The sequence below is a fragment of the Halomonas sp. THAF12 genome, from assembly GCF_009363675.1.
Classification (GTDB): Bacteria; Pseudomonadota; Gammaproteobacteria; order Pseudomonadales; family Halomonadaceae; genus Halomonas; species Halomonas smyrnensis.
Map to the genome: position 1 here is coordinate 2637608 of NZ_CP045399.1, position 21844 is coordinate 2659451.

Sequence of the window (21844 nt, forward strand, 5' to 3'; positions counted from 1 at the left end):
CCACAAACGATGATTCAAGCGCCACACACCGGGCAGGCGGGGTCCCGCGGCACGCGGAAATGCCGCCACTGGCCGCTGAGGCCGTCGAAGGTGGAGAGCCCCCGATGCACCTGGCCGGCTCGGGCGACCAGCTTCATCGCCTCGAGCGCCTGGAAGCAGCCGATCAGCCCGACCAGCGGCGCCACCACGCCGCTCTCGGCGCAGCTCAGCGCCTCGTCGCCGCCGTCGTCGGGCGGATAGAGGCAGGCATAGCAGGGGCTCTCGACATCGCGCGGATCGAACACCGCCAGCTGGCCGGAGAAGCGGATCGCCGCCCCGGAGACCAGCGGCACACCGGCGGCCCGGCAGGTGGCGTTGATGGCGTAGCGGCTAGAGAAACGGTCGGTGCAGTCGAGCACCACGTCGGCCTCGACCACCGCCGCGGCCAGCGCCTCGCCCTCGAGGCGCTCGGTGATGGCGCGGATCTCGGCCTCGGGATTGAGCGCCAGCGCCGCCTCCCGCGCGGACTCGGCCTTGGCACGGCCCAGGTCCGCGGTGCCGTGGGCGATCTGGCGCTGCAGGTTGGAGAGCTCCACCGCGTCGTCGTCCGCCAGCGTCAGCCGCCCCATGCCGGCCGCGGCCAGATAGAGCGCCACCGGCGAGCCCAGGCCGCCGGCGCCGATCACCAGGGCATGGCCGGCGAGCAGGCGCTCCTGGCCGGCGATGTCGATCTGCTCGAGCAGGATCTGGCGGCTGTAGCGCAGCAGCGCGTCGTCGTTCATGGCGCTCACTTGTCCTCGAATTCCTCGATGTCCGGCACGTGGAGGGAGAACTCCTCCTTGACCTCCTCCATCACCACGTAGCTCTTGGACTCCTTGACCCCGGGCAGGGTCAGCACCACCTCGCCGAGCAGCTGGCGATAGGCCGACATCTCGGGAATCCGGCACTTGAGGATGTAATCGAACTGGCCCGAGACCAGGTGGCACTCCTGGATCTGCGGCAGCTTGGCCACCGCGCGGCGGAACTCGTCGAACACCGAGGGCGACTGGGTCTCCAGGCTGATCTCGACGAACACCAGCAGGTTGGCCTTCAGCGCCCGCGGATCGAGCAGGGCCTTGTAGCCGCGGATCACCCCGGCACGCTCGAGGCGCTTGACGCGCTCCAGGCAGGGCGTGGTGGACAGGCCGACCTGGGAGGCCAGGTCGACGTAGGAAATGCGGGCATTGTCCTGCAGGCAGCGCAGGATCTTTAAGTCGATGCGGTCGAGCGAACGGGTCTTGGTTTTCATTGTGGTCCTGGAACGTCGAACGGGTCACCGCCGAATCTTCTACTGAAAACCACCGCTAAACGGCGAGCTTTCGGGATTCACACATGAATAGGCGGCGGTGAGTGGCGTTTTTTACTGTTTCAACGTGTACCACAGGGCCGAGGGCCGGCTCCAGCCCCTCCGGCAGAAAGATGCCCCAGGATGTCGCTCACGGGCGGCCGGCCGGCGCCGCCACGCAAGCTCCCGGCCCGGGGCCGCTCAGCACCGCCCCAGGCTGATCCGCTCGTGCCCGCCGAGATCGCGGCGGCTCGCCACCTCGCGATAGCCTGCCGCGGCGAGGGCCCCACGCACCGCCGCGGCCTGGCCGGCCCCGTGCTCCAGCATCAGCCAGCCATCGGCGGCCAGGTGATCCCGTGCCGTCGCCACCAGATGGCGCAGGTCGGCCAGGCCGTCGGCGGCGGCCACCAGGGCGCTGCGCGGCTCGAAGCGCACGTCGCCGCGGGCGAGGTGCGGATCGTCGTCGGCGATGTAGGGCGGGTTGGAGACGATCAGCTCGAAGCGGGCATCGCCGCCCTCCTCGACCAGCGCCGAAAACCAGTCGCTGACCAGGAAGCGGGCGTTGCCGAGGCCATGGCGGGCGGCGTTGTCCCGCGCCAGGGCCACCGCCTCCGGCCGCAGGTCAACGCCGGTCACCGCCCAGCCCGGCCGCTCGCTGGCGAACGCCAGCGCCACCGCGCCGGTGCCGGTGCCCAGGTCGAGCAGCCGCCCCGTCGCGCCGGCCACGGCCAGCGCCGCCTCCACCAGGGTCTCGGTGTCCGGGCGCGGAATCAGGGTGGCCGGCGAGGTGGCGAGACTCAACCCCCAGAACTCGCGTTCGCCGGTCAGGTGCGCGACCGGATGGCCGGCCTCGCGGGAGGCGATGAGCGTCTCGAAGCGCGCCTCGGTCTCGCCGTCGGCTTCACGGTCGCCCCAGGTGTAGAGCCAGGTGCGATCGACCTCGAGCACGTGGCACAGCAGCACCTCGGCGTCGAGCCGGGCGCTCGGCGAGCCGGCGTCCAGGAGGCGCTGTGCGGCCCGGGCCAGCAGCAGGTCGAGGCGCATCAGGCCTCCTGCTGCAGGGCGGCGAGCTGGTCGGCCTGGTGTTCCTGGATCAGCGGCTCGATCACCTCGTCGAGCTGCTCGCCGCCGATCACCTCGCCCAGCTTGTAGAGGGTCAGGTTGATGCGGTGGTCGGTCACCCGGCCTTGGGGGAAGTTGTAGGTGCGGATGCGCTCGCTGCGATCGCCCGAGCCCACCAGCGAGCGGCGCTCGTCGGCCTGCTGCTGGCGCTGGCTGTCCTGGGCGGCCTGCTTGAGGCGCGCGGCGAGCAGCGACATGGCCTTGGCGCGGTTCTTGTGCTGGCTGCGCTCCTCCTGGCATTCCACCACCACCCCGGTGGGCAGGTGGGTGATGCGGATGGCGGAATCGGTGGTGTTGACGTGCTGGCCGCCGGCGCCGCTGGAACGGAAGGTGTCGACGCGCAGATCGTTCTGGTTGATATCGACGTCGCCGACCTCGTCGGCCTCGGGCATCACCGCCACGGTGCAGGCCGAGGTATGGATGCGGCCCTGGGACTCGGTGGCCGGCACGCGCTGCACCCGGTGGGCGCCGGACTCGAACTTGAGCCGCCCGTAGACGCCCTCGCCCTTGATGCGCGAGATGATCTCCTTGTAGCCGCCCATGTCGCCATGACTGGCGCTGACCACCTCGACCTTCCAGCCGTGCTGCTCGGCGTAGCGGGAGTACATGCGGAACAGGTCGCCGGCGAACAGCGCCGCCTCGTCGCCGCCGGTGCCGGCGCGAATCTCGAGGAAGACGTTGCCGGCATCGTCCGGGTCGCGGGGGATCAGCAGCTGCTTGAGGCGCGCCTCGAGCTCGACCAGCCGCTCACGGCCCTCCTCGCGCTCCATCTCGGCCAGCTCGCGCATCTCGGCGTCGGCGTCGTCGGCCATGGCCTCGGCGGCCGCGATGTCGTCCTCCACGCCGCGATGCTCGCGCCAGGCCTCCACCAGGGGCTCGAGCTCGGTGTATTCGCGGGAGTAGTCGCGGAAGCGGGCCTGGTCGGTGATCACCTCGGGGTCCGCCAGCAGGGCGGCGAGCTCCTCGAAGCGCTCGGCAAAGGCGTCGAGACGCTGACGCAGGGAAGCTTTCATCAAGGATGTCCTATCGGGAAGTGTCGGAAGAGTCGTCGAGCAGCAGTGACGCGGCCGCGTCCAGCAGCTCGCGCTGTTCGTCGGCGGCGGCCTCGCGCAGGGCCACGGTGGGCCGGTGCAGCAGGCGATTGGTGAGCTGGTGGGCCAGCCGCGCCACCACCTCCTCGGGATTCTCGCCACGCGCCAGGCGCGCCAGGGCCTGGTCACGGGCCTCGTCGCGCAGGGCCTCGCCCCGGGCGCGCACGTCGCGGATCAGCTCGCCGCCGCTGCGCAGCCGGCGATCGTGCTGCCAGCGGCCCACGCCGTGCTCGATCAGCGATTCGGCCTCGTCGGCGGCGACCTGGCGATGGCGGCGATTCTCCTCGATGACCTCCTCCAGGTCGTCGACCGTATAGAGGAAGACGTCGGAGAGGTGGCCGACCTCGGGCTCGATGTCACGCGGCACGGCGATATCGACCATGAACACCGGGCGATGGCGGCGCTTCTTGAGCGCGCGCTCCATCATGCCCTTGCCGAGGATCGGCAGCGGCGCGGCGGTGGAGGAGATCACGATGTCCGCCTCGACCAGCGCCTCGGGGATCTCGTCGAGGGTGATGGCCTGGCCGCCCAGCGGCGCGGCCAGCTGCTCGGCCCGTTCGCGGGTGCGGTTGGCCACCGTCAGATGGCGCACCCCGGCCTCGTGGAGGTGGCGCGCCACCAGCTCGATGGTCTCGCCGGCACCGATCAGCAGCGCCGGCGAGCGCGAGAAGTCGTCGAAGATGCGGCTGGCCAGGCTGACCGCCGCATAGGCCACGGAGACCGGATTGCGGCCGATGCCGGTCTCCGTGCGCACCCGCTTGGCCACGGCGAAGGTCTGCTGGAAGAGGCTCTCCAGCTCGCCGCCCATGCCGCGAGCCTGGCGCGCGACCTGATAGGCCTCCTTGAGCTGGCCGAGAATCTGCGGCTCTCCGAGCACCATGGAATCGAGGCCGACGGCCACCCGCATCAGGTGGCGGGCGGCCTCGTCATCCATGTAGTGGTAGGCGCAGCGGGTCAGCTCCTCGACGGCGAGGCCGTGGAAGCGGCCCAGCCAGTCGAGCACCGCCCGCTCCCCCGACTCGCCGGTGACGCAGTACAGCTCGGTGCGGTTGCAGGTGGACAGCACCGCGGCCTCCTGCACTTCGGGCAGGCCACGCAGTTCGGTCAGCGCGGTCTCGAGCTGCGCAGGCGTGAAGGCGACCTGCTCGCGCACCTCGACGGCGGCGGTCCGATGGTTGATTCCCAGGGCAAGAAGCGTCATGCGTGTCGGCGTCTTCGCGATCGTGTTTCGGCGGTTTCGAGGGCGGCCCGGCGAGGCGTCGCCTGCCACTCCACGGCGCCACATTCTATCACAGGCCATGACCGCACGGCGCCCGCCGGGACTATCGAGGACATCGATGCAGACCATCGGCGCGCCGCATCTCCCTCATCCATTGCGCCTTTGCCCCGCGCGATCAAGCCGTTATGCTGACGACTCGCCCGACACCACGAGACCGGCATGCCCCGAGGATTCCCCACGACGCTGTTCCGTCGCCGCCCCCTCGCCGCCATCGGCCTGGCCCTGGCGCTCGGCGGCTGTCAGAGCCTGTCCGCCGTGTCGGCCCCGCCGCCGCAGGACCCGATGGCCGATGCACCGCCGATCACCCGCGGCCTGGATGCCGAAGGCCTGTCGACGCTGCTGGTGGCGGAGATCGCCGGCCAGCGAGGCGACTATCGCCGCGCCACCCGCGGCTATCTGGCCACCGCCGAACGCTACCGGGCGCCGGAGCTCGCCGAGCGCGCCGCCCTGGCGGCACGCTTCGACGACGACCCGGCACTGCTCGAGGAGACCGCCCGCCGCTGGCAGTCGCTGGACCCCGCCAGCGAGGCCCCGGCCCGCCTGCTGTCCAGCCTGGCCGTGCAGCGCGGCGACTGGACGAGCGCCCTGGATCAGCGCCTGGCGCTGCACGACGACGGCGACGCCGAGCTGCTGGGCTTCATCGAGGATGCGCTGGAGGCCGGCGCGGCGCCGGCGCCGCTGCTCGAGCGCCTGCGACAGGATGTCGCCGCGCCGGACGCTCCCGTCGACCGCGAACTGGCCATGGCGCTGCTGGAGGCCGCCACCGGCCAGATGCCCACGGCCCGCCGCCGCCTGGACCGGCTGACCGCGACCCATCCGGACGATCCCGCGGTACAGCGCATCGACGCCGCCCTGGCGCTGGAGATGAATGCCCCCGAGCGCGCCGAGGCCGCCGCCCGTCGAGGCCTCGAGGCGTCGCCGGGCGACGCCCGCCTGATGCTGCTGCTGGCCCGCGCCCAGATTCGCCTCGGCCGACTGGACGCCGCCGAGGCCAGCACCGACGCGCTGCTCGAGGACCGGGGCGACCGGCCGCCGCTGCGCCTGGCCCTGGCCCGCCTCTATCTGGAGGAGGCGCATCCGCGGCCGGCCCGCCGCCTGCTGCTGCCGCTGCTCGATGACGACGACACGCCCGAGCTGGCCTTCCTGCTGCTCGGCGGCATCGCCGAGCAGCAGGGCGAGGTCGACAACGCCCTTCTTTATTACCGCCAGGTGCCCGAAGGCAACAGCTTCCTGCTCGCCCGGCTCCGCGCCGCGCGCATGCTGATCGAGGACGATCGGCTGGTCGACGCCCGCGCCTTCCTGCGCAACGAGCGCCTGACCCATCCCGATGCCGCCTCTCGACTCACCGGCCTGGAGGCCGAACTGCTGGACGAGGCCGGTGCCCGCGCCCAGGCCGACGCCCTGCTCGACAGCTATCTCGATCGCCACCCCGACGACGCACAGCTGCGCTACCAGCGGGCCATGCGCGCCTACGGCAACGGCAACCTGGCCGCCATGGAGCGCGACCTGCGCACCATCATCGAGCGCGACCCGGACAACGCCAACGCGCTCAACGCCCTGGGCTACACCCTGGCCGACGAGAATATAGAAGGACGACTCGAGGAAGCCCGCGCATTGATCGAGCGCGCGCTCGAGCTCGAGCCGAACAATCCGGCCATCCTCGACAGCCGCGGCTGGGTCGCCTACCGCCTCGGCAACGTCGACGCCGCCGTCCCGTGGCTGGAACGCGCCTGGTCGGCCATGCCCGACCAGGAGATCGCCGCCCACCTGGCCGAGGTGCTGTGGGTCGCCGGCGAACGCCAACGCGCCCGGGCACTGATCGCCACCGCCGTGGAGCGCTTCTCGCCGCGCCCCCGGATCGACGAGCTGCTCGAGCGCCTGCCCGCGCTCGCCCCCTGATGCCCCGCGACGGAGAAGGAATCCCGACCATGCGACGCCCCACGCTTACCCTGCTGCCCGGCCTGGCCCTCGCCCTGCTGCTGCTCGGCGGCTGCGCCACCCGGGGCCAGTCTCCCGACGCCCCCCGCGCCGCCGACGACTGGCAGGCCCAGAAGACACGCCTGGAGGCCATGCAGACCTGGGAGCTGACCGGCAAGGCCGGCCTGCGCACTCCCGAGGACAGCACCAGCGCCAATCTCGACTGGAACCAGACCCCCTACCATTTCCGCCTGCTGCTCAGCGGCCCCTTCGGCAGCGGCCGCAGCGTGCTGGAAGGCCGCGAGGGCCGCGTCTCGCTAACCACCGGCGAGGGCCGCTTCGAGGCCGAGAGCCCCGAGGCGCTGATGAACCAGCGGCTCGGCTGGTCGCTGCCGGTGGCCGCGCTGGGCGACTGGGTCCGCGGCCTGCCCGCCGACGACAGCCCGCACCGCATGAATCGCGATGCGCGCGGCTTCCCGGCCCGCCTGGAGCAGGACGGCTGGACCATCGATTACCAGGACTGGATGCGCGTCGAGGACCTGTGGCTGCCGCGGCGCATGAAGATGCAGTACGGCGAGCTGAACGTGACCCTGGTGGTGACCCGCTGGCAGCCGGAGACCAGCGATGCCTGATGCCGGCCGCCTGAGCCTGCCCGCCCCGGCCAAGCTCAACCGCATGCTGCATATCACCGGCCGACGCGACGACGGCTATCACGAGCTGCAGACCCTGTTCCAGTTTCTCGACCACGGCGACACCCTGACCCTGGCCCCGCGCGACGACGGCGAACTCCGCCTGACGCCGACGCTTTCCGACGTCGCCCCGACGGACAACCTGATCCTGCGCGCCGCCACGGCGCTGCGCGAGGCCACCGGCTGCCGTCAGGGCGCCGACCTCCATCTCGACAAGCGCCTGCCCATGGGCGGCGGCCTCGGCGGCGGCAGCAGCGATGCCGCCACCGCCCTGCTCGGCCTGAACCGCCTCTGGGGACTCTCCCTCTCTATAGGGGAGCTGGCCGAACTGGGCCTGGCGCTGGGAGCAGACGTCCCGGTATTCGTGCGCGGCCACGCCGCCTGGGCCGAGGGCGTGGGCGAACGCCTGACCCCGGTGGAGCTCGACACGCCCTGGTTCGTGGTCGTCCACCCCGGCGTGAGCGTCTCCACGCCGGCGGTGTTCCAGGCGCCGGAATTGACACGGGACACGCCTCCCATTACTATGGCGCGCGCACTTCAGGGGGGAACGGCGAGCTGGCGCAACGACTGCGAGCTCACGGTCCGGGAGCTGCATCCCGAGGTCGCGAGTGCGCTCGACTGGTTGAGCGACAGGGCACCGGCCATGCTGACCGGCACCGGCGCCTGTGTATTCGCCCGCCTGGACCATGAAGCCGATGCCACGGCGCTGCTGGACGACCTGTCCGGCCGCTGGACATCCTTCAAGGCCAGGGGACTGAATCGCTCTCCTCTCCATGATGCACTGGATCGATGACCGCCATGCCATGGCGCATCACGCATCGGTCCGGTACGGCAAAGGTTGCTGGGGTATAGCCAAGCGGTAAGGCACCGGTTTTTGGTATCGGCATGCGCAGGTTCGAATCCTGCTACCCCAGCCATTTCCCTTCCCGAACATCCGACCCAAACCCTGATGACCCAACACTGCAAAGGTGGCTGCGCGTGTCTAAATTGATGGTTTTCGCCGGGAACGCCAATCCCGAACTCGCCCAGAAGGTTGCCGAGAGCCTGGATACCCGGCTTGGCAACGCAACGGTCGGCCAGTTCAGTGACGGCGAAGTTGCGGTCGAGATCAACGAGAACGTGCGCGGCAAGGACGTCTTCGTCCTGCAGCCCACCTGTGCCCCGACCAACGACAACCTGATGGAAATGGTGCTGATGGTGGACGCCCTGCGCCGGGCCTCCGCCACTCGTGTCACCGCCGTGGTGCCCTACTTCGGCTACGCCCGTCAGGACCGTCGCGTCCGCTCTGCCCGCGTGCCGATCTCGGCCAAGCTGGTGGCCGACATCATGGTCAAGGCCGGCGTCGACCGCGTCATGACCATGGATCTCCACGCCGATCAGATCCAGGGCTTCTTCGACGTGCCGGTGGACAACGTCTACGGCTCGCCGATCCTGCTCGACGACATCGAGCGCCAGAACTACGACGACCTGGTGGTGGTCTCCCCCGACGTGGGCGGCGTGGTACGTGCCCGAGCCATCGCCAAGCAGCTCAACGCCGACCTGGCGATCATCGACAAGCGCCGCCCCCAGGCCAACCAGGCCCAGGTGATGCACATCATCGGCGACATTCAGGATCGCACCTGCGTGGTGGTCGACGACATGATCGATACCGCCGGCACCCTGTGCAAGGCCGGCGAGGCGCTCAAGGAGCACGGCGCACGCCGCGTGGTGGCCTACGCCACCCACCCGATCCTGTCCGGCCCGGCCGTCGACAACATCTCCGGCTCGGTGCTGGATGAGCTGGTCGTCACCGACACCATTCCGCTGACCGAAACCGCCCGCCGCAGCGGCAAGATCCGCCAGCTGAGCGTGGCCGGCCTGATCGCCGAGGCGATCCGCCGGGTCAGCAACGAGGAATCCGTCAGCGCCATGTTCCACTGACGACACCGTCGTCGGCGCATCGCGCGGATAGCGTGCCCCGGTTCGCCGGGGCGACTGGAAACCACCGCTCAGTCTGGTCGCGGACGACGGTGGTTTCCTGACTTTCTACCAAGAGGCAACATCATGTCCGAATACACTCTCACAGCGAACGTGCGCAACGACCTGGGGAAAGGTGCGAGCCGCCGCCTGCGTCGTGCGAACGAGCAGGTCCCGGCCATCATCTACGGTGGTGAGCAGACCCCGCAGCCGATCGCCGTCGACAAGACCGCCTTCTACAAGGCGCTCGAAGACGAGGCGTTCTTCGCTTCCGTGATCAACCTCGAGCTGGACGGCACGCCGCAGCAAGTCGTGGTCCGCGACCTGCAGCGCCACCCGTACAAGCCGCTGGTGACCCACGCCGACTTCATGCGCGTCGACGCCACTCACGCGATCACCATGCGCGTGCCGCTGCACGTGCTGAACGCCGAGACCGCACCGAGCATCAAGGACGAGGGCGGTGAACTCCACGTCCTGTCCAACGAAGTCGAAGTCAGCTGCCTGCCGAAGGACCTGCCGGACTACCTGGAAGTCGACGTCGCCAACGTCGCTCTGGGCAGCACCCTGCACCTGTCCGACCTGAGCCTGCCGGCCGGCGTGACCTCCGTCGAGCTCAGCCACGGCGAAGACCACGACCAGGCCATCCTGAGCATCACCGCGGCCAAGGTCAGCAGTGAGCCCGAGGAAGGCGAAGAAGGCGAAAACGGCGAGTCCGCCGAAGGCGAGGACAGCGCCGAGTAAGTCCGGCACTGTTCAGGGCCGCGCCACCGGCGCGGCCCTCGTCCTTCCGATCAAGCGCTCCGGCGCTTGATTTTTTTTGTGGCCCGCCCGCCCCTGCGGCACCGCCACCGGGGCGACGCCACATCGTTTCGGATGATTGTTTGGAGGCAGTGAAGATGAGTCAGGTCAAAGCCATCATCGGACTGGCCAACCCCGGCACCGAGTACGAGGCCACCCGCCACAACGCCGGGGCCTGGCTGCTCGAGGCCCTGCTGCGCCGGGCCGGCGGCGAGCTGCGCGCGGAGAAGAAGTTTCTCGGCCGCCATGCCCGCATCCACCTCGACGGGCAGGAGCTTCACCTGCTCGAGCCCACCACCTTCATGAACCGCAGCGGCGGCGCCGTGGCGGCGATGGCGAAGTTCTTCAAGCTCGCCCCCGACGAGCTGCTGGTCGCCCACGACGAGCTCGACCTGGATCCCGGCACCGCCCGCTACAAGACCGGCGGCGGCCACGGCGGCCACAACGGCCTGCGCGACATCATCCAGGCGCTGGGCAACGACAAGGGCTTCCATCGCCTGCGCATCGGCATCGGCCATCCCGGCGACGCCCGCCAGGTGACCAACTACGTGCTGGGCCGCCCCGGCAAGGCCGAGCGAGGCGCCATCGATGCCGCCATCGACGAGTGCCTGGCCACCCTGCCCCAGGCCGTGAGCGGCGACTGGACGAAGGCCATGCAGCGGCTGCACAGCTTCAAGCCCTAGGCATTGACCGAAGGGTGCCGGCTTACAGCCGCGCCGTTATCTCGTAGAATAGCGGCCAATCACACGCCTCGAACTCTCTTTCCAGGAAGATCCCATGGGTTTCAACTGCGGTATCGTCGGCCTGCCCAACGTCGGCAAATCCACCCTCTTCAATGCCCTGACCAAGTCGGGCATCGACGCCGAGAACTTCCCGTTCTGCACCATCGAGCCCAACGTCGGCATCGTGCCGATGCCGGACCCGCGCCTCGACCGGCTGGCGGAGATCGTGAAGCCCGAGAAGACCATCCCCACCACCATGGAGTTCGTCGACATCGCCGGACTGGTGGCGGGCGCCTCCAAGGGCGAAGGCCTCGGCAACCAGTTCCTGGCCAACATCCGCGAGACCCAGGCCATCGCCCACGTGGTGCGCTGCTTCGATAACGATAACGTCATCCACGTGGCCAACGAGGTCGATCCGCGCGCCGACATCGAGACCATCAACCTCGAGCTGGCCCTGGCCGATCTGGACACCGTCGACCGCGCCATCCAGCGCCTGGTGCGCGTGGTCAAGGGCGGCGACAAGGAAGCCATCGCCACCAAGGCGATCCTCGACCGCATCCAGCCGCACCTGGCCGAGGGCCAGCCGCTGCGCAGCTTCGGCCTCGACGACGACGAGAAGCAGCAGCTCAAGAGCTTCGGCTTCCTGACCCTCAAGCCGACCATGTACATCGCCAACGTCAACGAGGACGGCTTCGACGACAACCCCTACCTCGAGGTGGTCAAGCAGATCGCCGCCGAGGAAGGCGCCGTCGTGGTCCCGGTGTGCAACCAGATCGAGGCCGAGATCGCCGAGCTCGACGACGAGGAACGCGCCATGTTCCTCGACGAGATGGGCATGGAAGAGCCCGGCCTCGATCGCGTGATCCGCGCCGGCTACGAGCTGCTGGGCCTGCAGACCTACTTCACCGCCGGGGTGAAGGAAGTCCGCGCCTGGACCGTCAAGATCGGCGCCACCGCCCCGGAGGGTGCCGGCGTGATCCACACCGACTTCCAGAAGGGCTTCATCCGCGCCGAGGTGATCGCCTATGACGACTTCGTCTCGCTGGGCGGCGAACAGGGCGCCAAGGATGCCGGCAAGTGGCGCCTGGAAGGCAAGGACTACGTGCTCAAGGACGGCGACGTCGTGCACTTCCGCTTCAACGTCTAACGCAGAAAAAGTTTGACGATACGGGGCGTTATCCGTAATATACGCCTCCGTTGTCCGGCTACGTAGCTCAGTTGGTTAGAGCACATCACTCATAATGATGGGGTCCCCTGTTCGAGTCAGGGCGTAGCCACCAAACACCGAAAAGCCCGCCTGGTTCGCCAGGCGGGCTTTTCTCGTTGGTGATCCGGCTTTCGCGGGCGAACCGGCTTGGCCGGCCGCCCTAGCACCGACGCCCGAGGGCGCCGGCGGTCACGAGGCCTCAGGGCAGCTCGCGGCGATCGACGAAGGTGGTCAGCACCCGGGTCAGGTGAGCCACATCCCTGGCGCCCGCGGTCTCGCGGATCGAGTGCATGGCCCACTGGGGCACGCCCACGTCCAGGGTCGGCACGCCGAGCTCGGTGGCGGTGATCGGACCGATGGTGCTGCCGCAGCCCATGTCGGCACGGGTGACGAAGGTCTGCACCGGCACCTCGGCCTCCTGGCACAGCGCCCGGAACAGCGCCGCGGTGGCGCTGTTGGTGGCGTAGCGCTGATTGGCATTGACCTTGATCACCGGCCCCTCGTTGAGGGCCGGGCCATGAGCGGCGTCGTGCTTGTCGAGGAAGTTCGGGTGCAGCGCATGGGCATTGTCGCAGGAGATCATCCGCGAGGCCTGGATCAGGCGGATGAGCCCCTCCTCGCTGGCGTCGCCCAGCTGGGCGTTGACCCGCCGCAGCACGTCGCCCAGGAAGGGCCCCTGGGCGCCGCAGGCGCTGGCACTGCCCACTTCCTCATGATCGTTGGCCACCAGCACCGCCCCTTGCGTCCCGTCCGAATCGAGCAGGGCCTCGAGGCCGATAAAGCACGACAGCAGGTTGTCGAGCCGCGCCGAGGCGATCAGCTCGCCCTCCACGCCGACCCGGGCCGGCGGCTGCATGTCGTGGAAGCCGAGCTCGAAGTCGACGATCTCGACGCCGTCGAGGCCATGCTCGGCCGACAGCCAGCTCCGCAGCAGCCGATCCAGGTCGGCCGACTCGCCGCCCTGGAGGAAGACCGGCGCCATCTGCGTCTGGGCATTGATCGCCCGACCGCTGTTGGCCTCGCGATCGAGATGGATCGCGAGGCTGGGGATGATCGCCACCGCGCGGTCGACGTTGAGGAGCACGCCTTCCAGGCGGCCGTCGGGGTGGCGCACGTGAACCCGGCCGGCGAGGCCCAGGTCACGGTCGTACCAGGGCGCCAGCAACGCCCCGCCGTAGACCTCGACGCCGAGCTGCAGCCAGCCGGCGGAAGTCTGGGGCGCATGGGGCTTGAGGCGCAGCCCGGGGCTGTCGGTGTGGGCGCCGATCATGCGCAGCGCCGACAGCGGCTCGCTCGGCAGCTGCAGGGCAATGATCGAGGAATCGTTGCGCGTCACGTAGACCCGCTCGCCGGGCGTCAGCTGCCAGGCCTGGGTTTCGTCGAGGCGGCGGAAGCCGGCGGCCTCGAGGCGCTCGGCCATGTTGGCCGTGGCGTGCCAGGGAGTGGGCGAACGGCGCAGGAAGTCGAGCAGTCGCTCGAGCAGGGCATCCTGGGGCATGGGACTCCTCTCGGTGTCGCATCTTGGGGGCATGGGACTCGACCGAGCTGCTACAATGGCCTTTCTGTCCGTGCAACTCGTGAGCCGAATCACGGTCTGGACGCTAGAGTGTACATGAATCCGGGAGTGCTTCATCGATGAGCCTGAATGTGACCCTGGGTCGTACCGCGGCCCTGGCCCTGCTGCTGGGCACCGTCCCGGCCCAGGCGGCGATCACCGCCACCGACGCCCAGCGCGAGGCCGCGGTGGAAGTCGCCGAATCGCTGCGCTACGGCCACTACGCGGATATCAGCTTCGACGACGACTGGTCAGAGCAGGCCTTCGACCGCTACCTGGACCTGCTCGATGGCCAGCGCGCCTACCTGCTGGCCGGCGACGTCGATGACTTCGCGGCGCTGTCGACCACCATGGACGACGCCATCCTCGACGGCGACCTCAGCCGCCCCTACGCCCTCTACCAGCGCTATCACGAGCGCGCCGAGGCACGCCTGGAATGGCTGCTGGAACGCATCGACGCGGGGCTCGACTTCGACTTCGACGGCAATCGGCGCATGGCGCTGGACCGCGAGGACGCCGCCTGGCCGCAGCGCGAATCGTCGCTGGACGAGCTGTGGCAGAAACGACTCGAGAACGCCGCCCTGACGCTGTCGATCAGCGACCAGAGCCCGGAGGAAGTCGAGGAGACCCTCCACCAGCGTTACGAGAACCAGCTGAACCGCCTGCGCCAGACCAACGCCGAGGACGTCTTCGGCCTGATGATGGCCGCCGTGACCGGCAGCATCGACCCCCACAGCGAATACCTGTCGCCGCGCCAGAGCGAATCCTTCGACATCCAGATGCGCCTCTCGCTCGAGGGCATCGGCGCCCTGCTCCAGGCCGACGGCGAGTACGTCAAGGTCGCGAGCCTGGTGCCCGGCGGCCCCGCCGAGAAGGCCGGCGTGCTCAAGCCCGCCGATCGCATCGTCGGCGTCGGCCAGGAGGGCGAGGAGATGGTCAACGTGGTCGGCATGCGCCTCGACGACGTGGTCGACATGATCCGTGGCCCCAAGGGCTCGGTGATACGCCTCGACGTGGTGCCCGCCCAGGCCGTCGACACCACTCGCTCCGAGGTCGTCGAGATCACCCGTGATACGGTCAAGCTCGAGGACCAGGCCGCCCAGAGCGAGGTCATCGAGGTCGAGCGCGAGGACGGCGTGCATCGTCTGGGCGTCATCGAGGTGCCGGCCTTCTACGTCGACTTCGACGCCTGGCAGGCAGGCGAACCGGACTACCGCAGCACCACCCGTGACGTGGCCAAGCAGGTCGAACGCCTCAAGGACGAGGACGTGGAAGGCATCGTGCTCGATCTGCGCAACAACGGCGGCGGCGCCCTTCAGGAGGCCAACTCGCTGATCGGCCTGTTCATCGACCGCGGCCCCACCGTCCAGGTGCGCGATGCCGAGGGCCGCATCAGCCTCTACGGCGATACCGACAGCGGCACCCTCTACGACGGCCCGCTGGCGGTGCTGGTCAACCGGCTCTCGGCCTCGGCCTCGGAGATCTTCGCCGGCGCCATCCAGGATTACGGCCGCGGCCTGGTGGTCGGCGGCGACACCTTCGGCAAGGGCACCGTGCAGACCCTCGACGAGCTCAACCACGGCCAGCTCAAGCTGACGCGCGCCAAGTTCTACCGCATCTCCGGCGAGAGCACCCAGCATCGCGGCGTCACGCCCGACATCAGCTTCCCGAGCCTGATCGATCCCGAGATCATCGGCGAGAGCAGCCTCGACAACGCCCTGGCCTGGGATCAGGTGCGCAAGGTGCAGTATCGCCGCTACGGCGAACCGGAGCGCTATCTGGACACCCTGCGCCAGCGCCATCGCCAGCGCGCCGATGCCCACCCCGACTTCCACTACCTGGAGCGCGAGGCCGAGCTCGCCGACCGCCTGCGCGAGCAGCACACCAGCGTCAGCCTCAATCGCGAACAGCGTCAGCGCGAGGCCGAGGCCCAGGAGGCCGAACAGCTGGCCCTGGAGAACCAGCGCCGCGAGGCCCTGGGGCTCGAGCCGCTGGAAGAGTGGGCGGATGCCCGGGACGAGGACACCGAACAGGCGCAGCCCATCGACCGCGCCCAGGTGATGGAGAGCGCCGAGATCCTGCTCGACTACGCTCGCCTCGATCACGGCCTGCGACTCGCCGACTACCACGACTGACTCCCCTCCCCACCGAGCCATGCACGACGCCGGGCCATGCGCCCGGCGTCGCCGTCTGGCACGGAACACGACGCGGAGGCAACGGCCAGACACGACGAATGCCGGCGGAAAGCCGGTAGCATCACGAGGCGATCGGGAAGGACGTGGAGCGGGGGATTCAGGACATCAGCGCAGGCATGGCTGAAGAACAAGCATTGGCTCCCCGAACAGGACTCGAACCTGTGACCCAATGATTAACAGTCATTTGCTCTACCAACTGAGCTATCGGGGAACGACTTGTGTGCCCGGACGGGCTGCCCTCAGGGGCCTGATGGCCGGAACCTGACGGTCTGGAAGAGGTAAAAGGTGGCTCCCCGAACAGGACTCGAACCTGTGACCCAATGATTAACAGTCATTTGCTCTACCAACTGAGCTATCGGGGAATGACCTTTTTTTACCGTTCGACGCCTCTCAGCGCCGCCGTGCTCGTTGCTCTGGGACGAAGCTGGCTCCCCGAACAGGACTCGAACCTGTGACCCAATGATTAACAGTCATTTGCTCTACCAACTGAGCTATCGGGGAATGGCCTCGAGCACGGTGCGTAGTATACGGATCCGCTTGTGAACGTCAAGAGCCAAAACCCTCACACGCCGCTCGCACCGCCGGAAAGCAAGACGCCCGCCAGGCGATGTGCCGGGCGGGCGTCTCATGCTGTCCTGGTGGCTACGCCCTGATTCGAACAGGGGACCCCATCATTATGAGTGATGTGCTCTAACCAGCTGAGCTACGTAGCCATTTTTCATCTCGGGAGGGATGCCCCCGACGACGGATGCAGATTATGCACGGCGGCCCGCCCCAAGGCAAGCCCGCCATGCGACAGGCCGCATCAGAGGGACAGCGCCTCCTTGACCGCGGGCAGCCCCGGCTCGCCGTCGGCGGTGGTCACGCCGTCGAGCCAGCCCTCGAGCACGTCGGGATGCGCCTGGAGATAGGCCCGGGCCGCATCGCGCGGATCGGTGCCCTCGTCCATGATCTCGCCCATCAGCTGGTTCTCCATCTCCAGGGTGAAGGAGAGATTGCTCAGCAGCGACCCGACGTTGGGGCAGGCCTCGGCGTAGCCGGCACGGGTATTGGTGTAGACGGTGGCACCGCCCAGGTTCGGGCCGAAGTAGTCGTCGGCGCCCTCCAGATAGGCGATGTCGAAGTTGGTGTTCATGGGATGCGGCTCCCAGCCGAGGAACACCATCCACTGCTCGTTCGGCTCGCGGGCGCTGAGCTCGGCCAGCATGCCCGCCTCGCTGGAGTCCACCAGCCGCCAGTCGCCCAGGCCGAAGGCGTCGTCGTCGATCATGTCCTGGATCAGCAGGTTGCCGTCGTTGCCGGCCTCGATGCCGTGCAGCGTTGACGCGAAGCGGTCGGCGTGAGCGTCCAGATCGGCCACCGAGGTGACGCCGGCGTCATACACGTACTGAGGCACTGCCAGGGTGTACTTGGCGCCCTCCAGGTTGGCGCCCAGGCGGTCCACCTGTCCCCGCTCGACGTAGGGGTCACTGATCGACGCCATGGACGGCATCCAGTTGCCGAGGAAGACATCGAAGTCGCCGTTCTTCATGCCGGAATAGGCGATAGGCACCGAGACGGTATCGATCCGGGTCTCGTAGCCGAGTGTCTCGAGCACCTCGGTGGTCAAGGCGGTGGTCGCGGTAATGTCGGTCCAGCCCACCTCGGCGAAGCGGACGGGCTGACAGCCCTCTTCGGCGGCCAGCAGCGGCGAGGCGGAAAGCGCCAGCGCGGTGGAGGCCAGGCCCATGGTCATCTTGTTCATTGCATCGCTCCCTTGAGTGGATCGCGCGTATTATTGGAGGAAACATCGTGCTCGCCATTTTTATTGATTGAACGTTCAATAAAAAAATGGCAAGCTATCGCTATCTTAACCATGTCGAATGCCATGGTAGCAAGATGCTCTCGGGAGAGGAGTCAACGCAGTGCCCAAGGTCGGAATGGAACCCATTCGTCGCCAGCAGCTGATCACGGCCACCATGGCGGCCATCGACGAAGTCGGCCTGGCCGACGCCACCGTGGCGCGCATCGCCCGCCACGCAGGCGTCTCGGCCGGCATCATCAGTCACTACTTCGGCGGCAAGGACGGCCTGCTGGAAGCGACGATGCGCCAGATCCTCAATGATCTGGGCGAGGCCGTCTCGCGTCGACGCAAGGCGCTGACCACCGACGCGCCGGAGGCCCACCTGGCGGCGATCATCGACGGCAACTTCGATCGCACCCAGGTCTCCGGCCCGGTGGCCAAGACCTGGCTGGCCTTCTGGGCCAGCAGCATGCACCGCCCCGCCCTGGCGCGCCTGCAGACGGTCAACGACCGGCGCCTGTACGCCAACCTCAGCCACGAGTTTCGGCGCCTGCTGTCCAACAAGCACAAGGCCCGTGACGCCGCCCGCGCCCTGGCCGCCATGATCGACGGCCTGTGGCTGCGCGGCGCCCTCGCCCCCGAGGGGCTGGACAGCGACCGCGCCCGGCGCCTGGCCCGCGACTACCTGGAGCAGCTGCTCAAGGCCTACGGCCTCGGCGCTCGCTCTTCCGAATCCCTATCACTCGAGTCCTGACTGGAGGTTTCCATGACCCACGCAATCGAATCCCTGTACATCGACGGCCGCCGGGTGGATGCCACCTCCGGCGAGAGCTTCCCGGTCGTCAACCCCTATGACGGCAGCACCCTGGCCGAGGTCCAGCAGGCCAGCGAGGCCGACGTGGACGCCGCCGTCGCCGCCGCCCGCCGCGGCCAGCGCGTCTGGGCCGCCATGACCGGCATGGAGCGCGGCCGAGTGCTGCAGCGCGCCGTGGCACTGCTGCGCGAGCGCAACGACGAGATCGCCGACCTGGAGAGCCGCAACACCGGCAAGCCGGTCAGCGAGACCCGCGAGGTCGACATCGTCACCGGCGCCGACGTGCTCGAGTACTACGCCGGCCTGGCCCCGGCCATCGAGGGCAGCCAGATCCCGCTGCGCGACACCTCCTTCGTCTATACCCGCCGCGAGCCGCTGGGCGTGATCGGCAGCATCGGCGCCTGGAACTACCCGATCCAGATCGCCTGCTGGAAGTCCGCCCCGGCCCTGGCCGCCGGCAACGCCGTGGTCTTCAAGCCCAGCGAGGTCACGCCGCTGACCGCCATGGCGCTGGCCGAGATCTTCACCGAGGCCGGCCTGCCCGACGGCGTGTTCAACGTGGTCCACGGCGACGCCCGCGTCGGCCAGCTGATCACCGGCCACGGCGACATCGACAAGGTCTCCTTCACCGGCGAGGTAGGCACCGGCAAGAAGGTGATGTCCGCCTCCGCCGCGTCCAGCCTCAAGGACGTGACCATGGAGCTGGGCGGCAAGTCGCCGCTGATCGTGTTCGACGACGCCGACCTGGACCGCGCCGCCGACGCCGCCATGATGGCCAACTTCTATTCCAGCGGGCAGATCTGCACCAACGGCACCCGGGTGTTCGTGGCCAGCGCGGTCAAGGAGGCCTTCGAGGCCAAGATCGCCGAGCGCGTGGCCCGCATCAAGGCCGGCGATCCGATGGATCCGACGGTCAACTTCGGCCCGCTGGTGAGCTTCGAGCATCAGGAGAAGGTGCTGTCCTACATCGCGCTGGGCAAGCAGGAAGGCGCCCGGGTGCTGGCCGGCGGCGAGGCCTGGGACCAGGGCGAGTGGGCCAACGGGGCCTGGGCCGCGCCCACCGTGTTCACCGACTGCAGCGACGAGATGCGCATCGTGCGCGAGGAGATCTTCGGCCCGGTGATGTCGATCCTGGCCTTCGACGACGAGGAAGAGGTGATCCGCCGCGCCAACGACACCGCCTACGGCCTGGCCGCCGGCGTGTTCACCGAGGGGCTGAACCGCGCTCACCGCGTCATCCACCGTCTGGAAGCCGGCATCTGCTGGGTCAACACCTGGGGCGAATCTCCCGCCGAGATGCCGGTGGGCGGCTACAAGCAGTCCGGCGTCGGCCGCGAGAACGGCGTCGAGACCCTGGCCCACTACACCCAGACCAAGTCGGTGCAGGTCGAGATGGGCGCCTTCGAATCGGTGTTCTAAGGCCGGCGTAGGACCCGGGAAGGTAAGGCGCTTCCCCGGGGACGGCTCTGCGAGGAGGCGCTGTGAACCCTTCCCTGGGCGCTACCGACGCCATCCCTGGCGTAGGACCTCCTCTTCGAGCCGCCCCCCGGCGCGCCTTACGCCCGGCGTCGGAGACGTCCCCTCCGACCCCCTTTCAAGAGCATGACCGGAACGCGGGGCCACCGGCGTTCCCGACCGGCGAGCGGCGCCCCAGCCGCTCGTCACGAGACCCTTTTGACTGTTTCAGGGAGGCTCCATGTCGCAGTCCCGTGAGTTCGATTACGTCATCATCGGCGCCGGTTCGGCCGGCAACGTCCTGGCCACCCGCCTGACCGAGGATCCGGACGTCAGCGTGCTGCTGCTCGAGGCCGGCGGCAAGGACCACCGCTTCGACTTCCGCACCCAGATGCCGGCGGCGCTGGCCTATCCGCTGCAGGGCAAGCGCTACAACTGGGCCTTCGAGACCGACCCCGAGCCGCACATGGACGGCCGGCGCATGGAGTGCGGCCGCGGCAAGGGCCTGGGCGGCTCCTCGCTGATCAACGGCATGTGCTACATCCGCGGCAACGCCCTGGACTACGACAACTGGGCCAAGCGCTCAGGCCTCGAGGACTGGACCTATGCCGACTGCCTGCCCTACTTCCGCAAGGCCGAGACCCGCGACATCGGTCCCAACGACTATCACGGCGGCGACGGCCCGGTCAGCGTGACCACGCCGAAGGACGGCAACAATCCGCTGTATCACGCCTTCATCGAGGCGGGCCAGCAGGCCGGCTATCCGGCCACCGAGGACGTCAACGGCTATCAGCAGGAAGGCTTCGGCCCCATGGACCGCTTCGTCACCCCGAACGGTCGCCGCGCCTCCACCGCCCGGGGCTATCTGGACCTGGCCAGGCCGCGTCCCAACCTGACCATCGAGACCCGCGCCACCACCGACGTCATCACCTTCGAGGGCAAGCGCGCCACCGGCGTGCGCTACGAGCGTGGCGGCCAGCCCCAGGAGGTCAAGGCGCGTCGCGAGGTGCTGCTGTGCGCCGGCGCCATCGCCTCGCCGCAGATCCTGCAGCGCTCCGGCATCGGCCCGCAGGACCTGCTCGACGAGCTCGGCATCACCCCGGTGCAGGTCAACGAGAACGTCGGCCAGCACCTCCAGGACCACCTGGAGATGTACATCCAGTACGAGTGCAAGAAGCCGATCTCGCTGTATCCGGCGCTGAAGTGGTACAACCAGCCGAAGATCGGCGCCGAGTGGATGCTGTTCGGCACCGGCGTGGGCGCCAGCAATCAGTTCGAGGCCGCCGGCTTCATCCGCACCCGCGACGAGGAGGAGTGGCCGAACCTGCAGTACCACTTCCTGCCGATCGCCATCAGCTACAACGGCAAGAGTGCGGTGCAGGCCCACGGCTTCCAGGCCCACGTCGGCTCCATGCGCTCCGAGAGCGAGGGCCGGGTGCGCCTGACCTCGCTGGATCCCAAGGCCGCGCCCTCGATCCTGTTCAACTACATGTCCACCGAGAAGGACTGGCAGGAGTTCCGCGACGCCATCCGCCTGACCCGCGAGATCATCGAGCAGCCGGCCATGGACGAATACCGCGGCCGCGAGATCTCCCCGGGGCCGGAGGTGAAGACCGATGCCGAGCTCGACGCCTTCGTCCGCGAGCACGCCGAGACCGCCTACCACCCCTGCGGCAGCTGCCGCATGGGTGACGGCGACGACGCGGTGGTCGACGGCGCCGGCCGGGTCCACGGCGTGGAGGCCCTGCGGGTGGTCGACGCCTCGCTGTTCCCGGTGATCCCCACCGGCAACCTCAATGCGCCGACGATCATGCTGGCCGAGAAGATGGCCGACAAGATCCGCGGCCGCGAGGCCCTGCCGAAGAGCGACGCCCCCTACTACGTCGCCCACGGCGCCCCCGCCCAGCGGGAGCCGCAGCGCCGCACGGCCTGACCGCGCCTCCGGCAGCACCAGGACG

General features: G+C 68.8%; 18 protein-coding genes and 6 tRNA genes. 13 read left to right on the top strand and 11 right to left on the bottom strand.

The window, feature by feature from the left end:
- Positions 1-14: 14 nt before the first annotated feature.
- The 5 genes from FIU88_RS12170 to hemA form a co-directional block, all read right to left on the bottom strand.
- A complete protein-coding gene (locus FIU88_RS12170) occupies positions 15-761 on the bottom strand; it encodes a molybdopterin-synthase adenylyltransferase MoeB (RefSeq protein ID WP_152479422.1) in 747 nt (248 codons plus the stop codon).
- 5 nt (positions 762-766) lie between these two features.
- Positions 767-1267: an Lrp/AsnC ligand binding domain-containing protein gene (locus FIU88_RS12175; RefSeq protein WP_016854482.1), complete on the bottom strand. Its 501-nt coding sequence runs from the start codon at positions 1265-1267 to the stop codon at positions 767-769.
- Positions 1268-1504: 237 nt separating this feature from the next.
- Entirely contained in the window at positions 1505-2347 is an 843-nt protein-coding gene (prmC, locus tag FIU88_RS12180) for a peptide chain release factor N(5)-glutamine methyltransferase (protein WP_152479423.1), read from the bottom strand.
- On the bottom strand, positions 2347-3438 hold the full coding sequence (prfA, locus tag FIU88_RS12185) for a peptide chain release factor 1 (RefSeq protein WP_152479424.1): 1092 nt from the start codon (positions 3436-3438) through the stop codon (positions 2347-2349). Before prfA ends, prmC begins: the two co-directional genes overlap by 1 nt.
- Before the next feature lie 10 nt (positions 3439-3448).
- Positions 3449-4717 carry a glutamyl-tRNA reductase gene (gene hemA / locus FIU88_RS12190; protein WP_016854485.1) on the bottom strand — a complete coding sequence of 423 codons (1269 nt, stop codon included), beginning with the start codon at positions 4715-4717 and terminating at the stop codon, positions 3449-3451.
- A gap of 237 nt (positions 4718-4954) precedes the next feature.
- Here hemA and FIU88_RS12195 point away from each other — a divergent pair, with 237 nt between their 5' ends.
- The 9 genes from FIU88_RS12195 to FIU88_RS12235 all read left to right on the top strand — a co-directional run bounded on the left by FIU88_RS12195 (position 4955) and on the right by FIU88_RS12235 (position 12157).
- Positions 4955-6694, top strand: coding sequence for a tetratricopeptide repeat protein (locus tag FIU88_RS12195; protein WP_152479425.1), 1740 nt, complete (start codon positions 4955-4957; stop codon positions 6692-6694).
- 29 nt (positions 6695-6723) lie between these two features.
- Positions 6724-7344, top strand: a complete 621-nt coding sequence (gene lolB / locus FIU88_RS12200) for a lipoprotein insertase outer membrane protein LolB (RefSeq protein WP_016854487.1) — start codon at positions 6724-6726, stop codon at positions 7342-7344.
- Entirely contained in the window at positions 7337-8194 is an 858-nt protein-coding gene (gene ispE / locus FIU88_RS12205; protein WP_016854488.1) for a 4-(cytidine 5'-diphospho)-2-C-methyl-D-erythritol kinase, read from the top strand. The genes lolB and ispE overlap by 8 nt, the downstream gene beginning before the upstream one ends.
- A 49-nt stretch (positions 8195-8243) precedes the next feature.
- Positions 8244-8318 (top strand) — tRNA-Gln (locus FIU88_RS12210).
- Between the two features lie 61 nt (positions 8319-8379).
- Positions 8380-9321 (top strand): ribose-phosphate pyrophosphokinase, encoded by a 942-nt coding sequence (locus FIU88_RS12215; protein ID WP_026068372.1) that lies wholly within the window; start codon positions 8380-8382, stop codon positions 9319-9321.
- Between the two features lie 123 nt (positions 9322-9444).
- A complete protein-coding gene (locus FIU88_RS12220; protein WP_152479426.1) occupies positions 9445-10098 on the top strand; it encodes a 50S ribosomal protein L25/general stress protein Ctc in 654 nt (217 codons plus the stop codon).
- Between the two features lie 155 nt (positions 10099-10253).
- On the top strand, positions 10254-10838 hold the full coding sequence (gene pth, locus FIU88_RS12225; protein ID WP_016854491.1) for an aminoacyl-tRNA hydrolase: 585 nt from the start codon (positions 10254-10256) through the stop codon (positions 10836-10838).
- 94 nt (positions 10839-10932) lie between these two features.
- Positions 10933-12024: a redox-regulated ATPase YchF gene (gene ychF / locus FIU88_RS12230; RefSeq protein WP_035597802.1), complete on the top strand. Its 1092-nt coding sequence runs from the start codon at positions 10933-10935 to the stop codon at positions 12022-12024.
- A gap of 56 nt (positions 12025-12080) precedes the next feature.
- Positions 12081-12157 (top strand) — tRNA-Met (locus FIU88_RS12235).
- A 126-nt stretch (positions 12158-12283) separates the two neighbouring features.
- Here the strand turns inward: FIU88_RS12235 and FIU88_RS12240 are convergent.
- Positions 12284-13582, bottom strand: coding sequence for a M18 family aminopeptidase (locus tag FIU88_RS12240; protein WP_152479427.1), 1299 nt, complete (start codon positions 13580-13582; stop codon positions 12284-12286).
- A gap of 137 nt (positions 13583-13719) precedes the next feature.
- Here FIU88_RS12240 and FIU88_RS12245 point away from each other — a divergent pair, with 137 nt between their 5' ends.
- Positions 13720-15774: a carboxy terminal-processing peptidase gene (locus tag FIU88_RS12245; RefSeq protein WP_016854494.1), complete on the top strand. Its 2055-nt coding sequence runs from the start codon at positions 13720-13722 to the stop codon at positions 15772-15774.
- Positions 15775-15969: 195 nt separating this feature from the next.
- Here the strand turns inward: FIU88_RS12245 and FIU88_RS12250 are convergent.
- The 5 genes from FIU88_RS12250 to FIU88_RS12270 all read right to left on the bottom strand — a co-directional run bounded on the left by FIU88_RS12250 (position 15970) and on the right by FIU88_RS12270 (position 17578).
- A tRNA-Asn gene (locus FIU88_RS12250) sits at positions 15970-16045 on the bottom strand.
- 75 nt (positions 16046-16120) lie between these two features.
- A tRNA-Asn gene (locus FIU88_RS12255) sits at positions 16121-16196 on the bottom strand.
- A gap of 63 nt (positions 16197-16259) precedes the next feature.
- A tRNA-Asn gene (locus FIU88_RS12260) sits at positions 16260-16335 on the bottom strand.
- Positions 16336-16470: 135 nt separating this feature from the next.
- Positions 16471-16547: transfer RNA gene (locus FIU88_RS12265), tRNA-Met, on the bottom strand.
- A 92-nt stretch (positions 16548-16639) separates the two neighbouring features.
- Positions 16640-17578: a choline ABC transporter substrate-binding protein gene (locus FIU88_RS12270; RefSeq protein WP_152479428.1), complete on the bottom strand. Its 939-nt coding sequence runs from the start codon at positions 17576-17578 to the stop codon at positions 16640-16642.
- 160 nt (positions 17579-17738) lie between these two features.
- On the opposite strand from FIU88_RS12270, the gene betI reads away from it, so the two are divergent.
- The 3 genes from betI (at position 17739) to betA (ending at position 21819) form a co-directional block, all read left to right on the top strand.
- Entirely contained in the window at positions 17739-18371 is a 633-nt protein-coding gene (gene betI / locus FIU88_RS12275) for a transcriptional regulator BetI (protein WP_216647276.1), read from the top strand.
- A 12-nt stretch (positions 18372-18383) separates the two neighbouring features.
- Positions 18384-19850 (top strand): betaine-aldehyde dehydrogenase, encoded by a 1467-nt coding sequence (gene betB / locus FIU88_RS12280; protein ID WP_152479429.1) that lies wholly within the window; start codon positions 18384-18386, stop codon positions 19848-19850.
- Positions 19851-20127: 277 nt separating this feature from the next.
- Complete coding sequence (betA, locus tag FIU88_RS12285) at positions 20128-21819, top strand: choline dehydrogenase (protein WP_152479430.1); 1692 nt, start codon at positions 20128-20130, stop codon at positions 21817-21819.
- Positions 21820-21844: the final 25 nt, after the last annotated feature.

Excerpts from the sequence above, each read along its gene's own strand:
- FIU88_RS12170 (WP_152479422.1), bottom strand. The coding sequence starts at position 761 with ATGAACGACGACGCGCTGCTGCGCTACAGCCGCCAGATCCTGCTCGAG.
- FIU88_RS12175 (WP_016854482.1), bottom strand. The coding sequence starts at position 1,267 with ATGAAAACCAAGACCCGTTCGCTCGACCGCATCGACTTAAAGATCCTG.
- prmC (WP_152479423.1), bottom strand. The coding sequence starts at position 2,347 with ATGCGCCTCGACCTGCTGCTGGCCCGGGCCGCACAGCGCCTCCTGGAC.
- prfA (WP_152479424.1), bottom strand. The coding sequence starts at position 3,438 with ATGAAAGCTTCCCTGCGTCAGCGTCTCGACGCCTTTGCCGAGCGCTTC.
- hemA (WP_016854485.1), bottom strand. The coding sequence starts at position 4,717 with ATGACGCTTCTTGCCCTGGGAATCAACCATCGGACCGCCGCCGTCGAG.
- FIU88_RS12195 (WP_152479425.1), top strand. The coding sequence starts at position 4,955 with ATGCCCCGAGGATTCCCCACGACGCTGTTCCGTCGCCGCCCCCTCGCC.
- lolB (WP_016854487.1), top strand. The coding sequence starts at position 6,724 with ATGCGACGCCCCACGCTTACCCTGCTGCCCGGCCTGGCCCTCGCCCTG.
- ispE (WP_016854488.1), top strand. The coding sequence starts at position 7,337 with ATGCCTGATGCCGGCCGCCTGAGCCTGCCCGCCCCGGCCAAGCTCAAC.
- FIU88_RS12220 (WP_152479426.1), top strand. The coding sequence starts at position 9,445 with ATGTCCGAATACACTCTCACAGCGAACGTGCGCAACGACCTGGGGAAA.
- pth (WP_016854491.1), top strand. The coding sequence starts at position 10,254 with ATGAGTCAGGTCAAAGCCATCATCGGACTGGCCAACCCCGGCACCGAG.
- ychF (WP_035597802.1), top strand. The coding sequence starts at position 10,933 with ATGGGTTTCAACTGCGGTATCGTCGGCCTGCCCAACGTCGGCAAATCC.
- FIU88_RS12240 (WP_152479427.1), bottom strand. The coding sequence starts at position 13,582 with ATGCCCCAGGATGCCCTGCTCGAGCGACTGCTCGACTTCCTGCGCCGT.
- FIU88_RS12245 (WP_016854494.1), top strand. The coding sequence starts at position 13,720 with ATGAGCCTGAATGTGACCCTGGGTCGTACCGCGGCCCTGGCCCTGCTG.
- FIU88_RS12270 (WP_152479428.1), bottom strand. The coding sequence starts at position 17,578 with ATGAACAAGATGACCATGGGCCTGGCCTCCACCGCGCTGGCGCTTTCC.
- betB (WP_152479429.1), top strand. The coding sequence starts at position 18,384 with ATGACCCACGCAATCGAATCCCTGTACATCGACGGCCGCCGGGTGGAT.
- betA (WP_152479430.1), top strand. The coding sequence starts at position 20,128 with ATGTCGCAGTCCCGTGAGTTCGATTACGTCATCATCGGCGCCGGTTCG.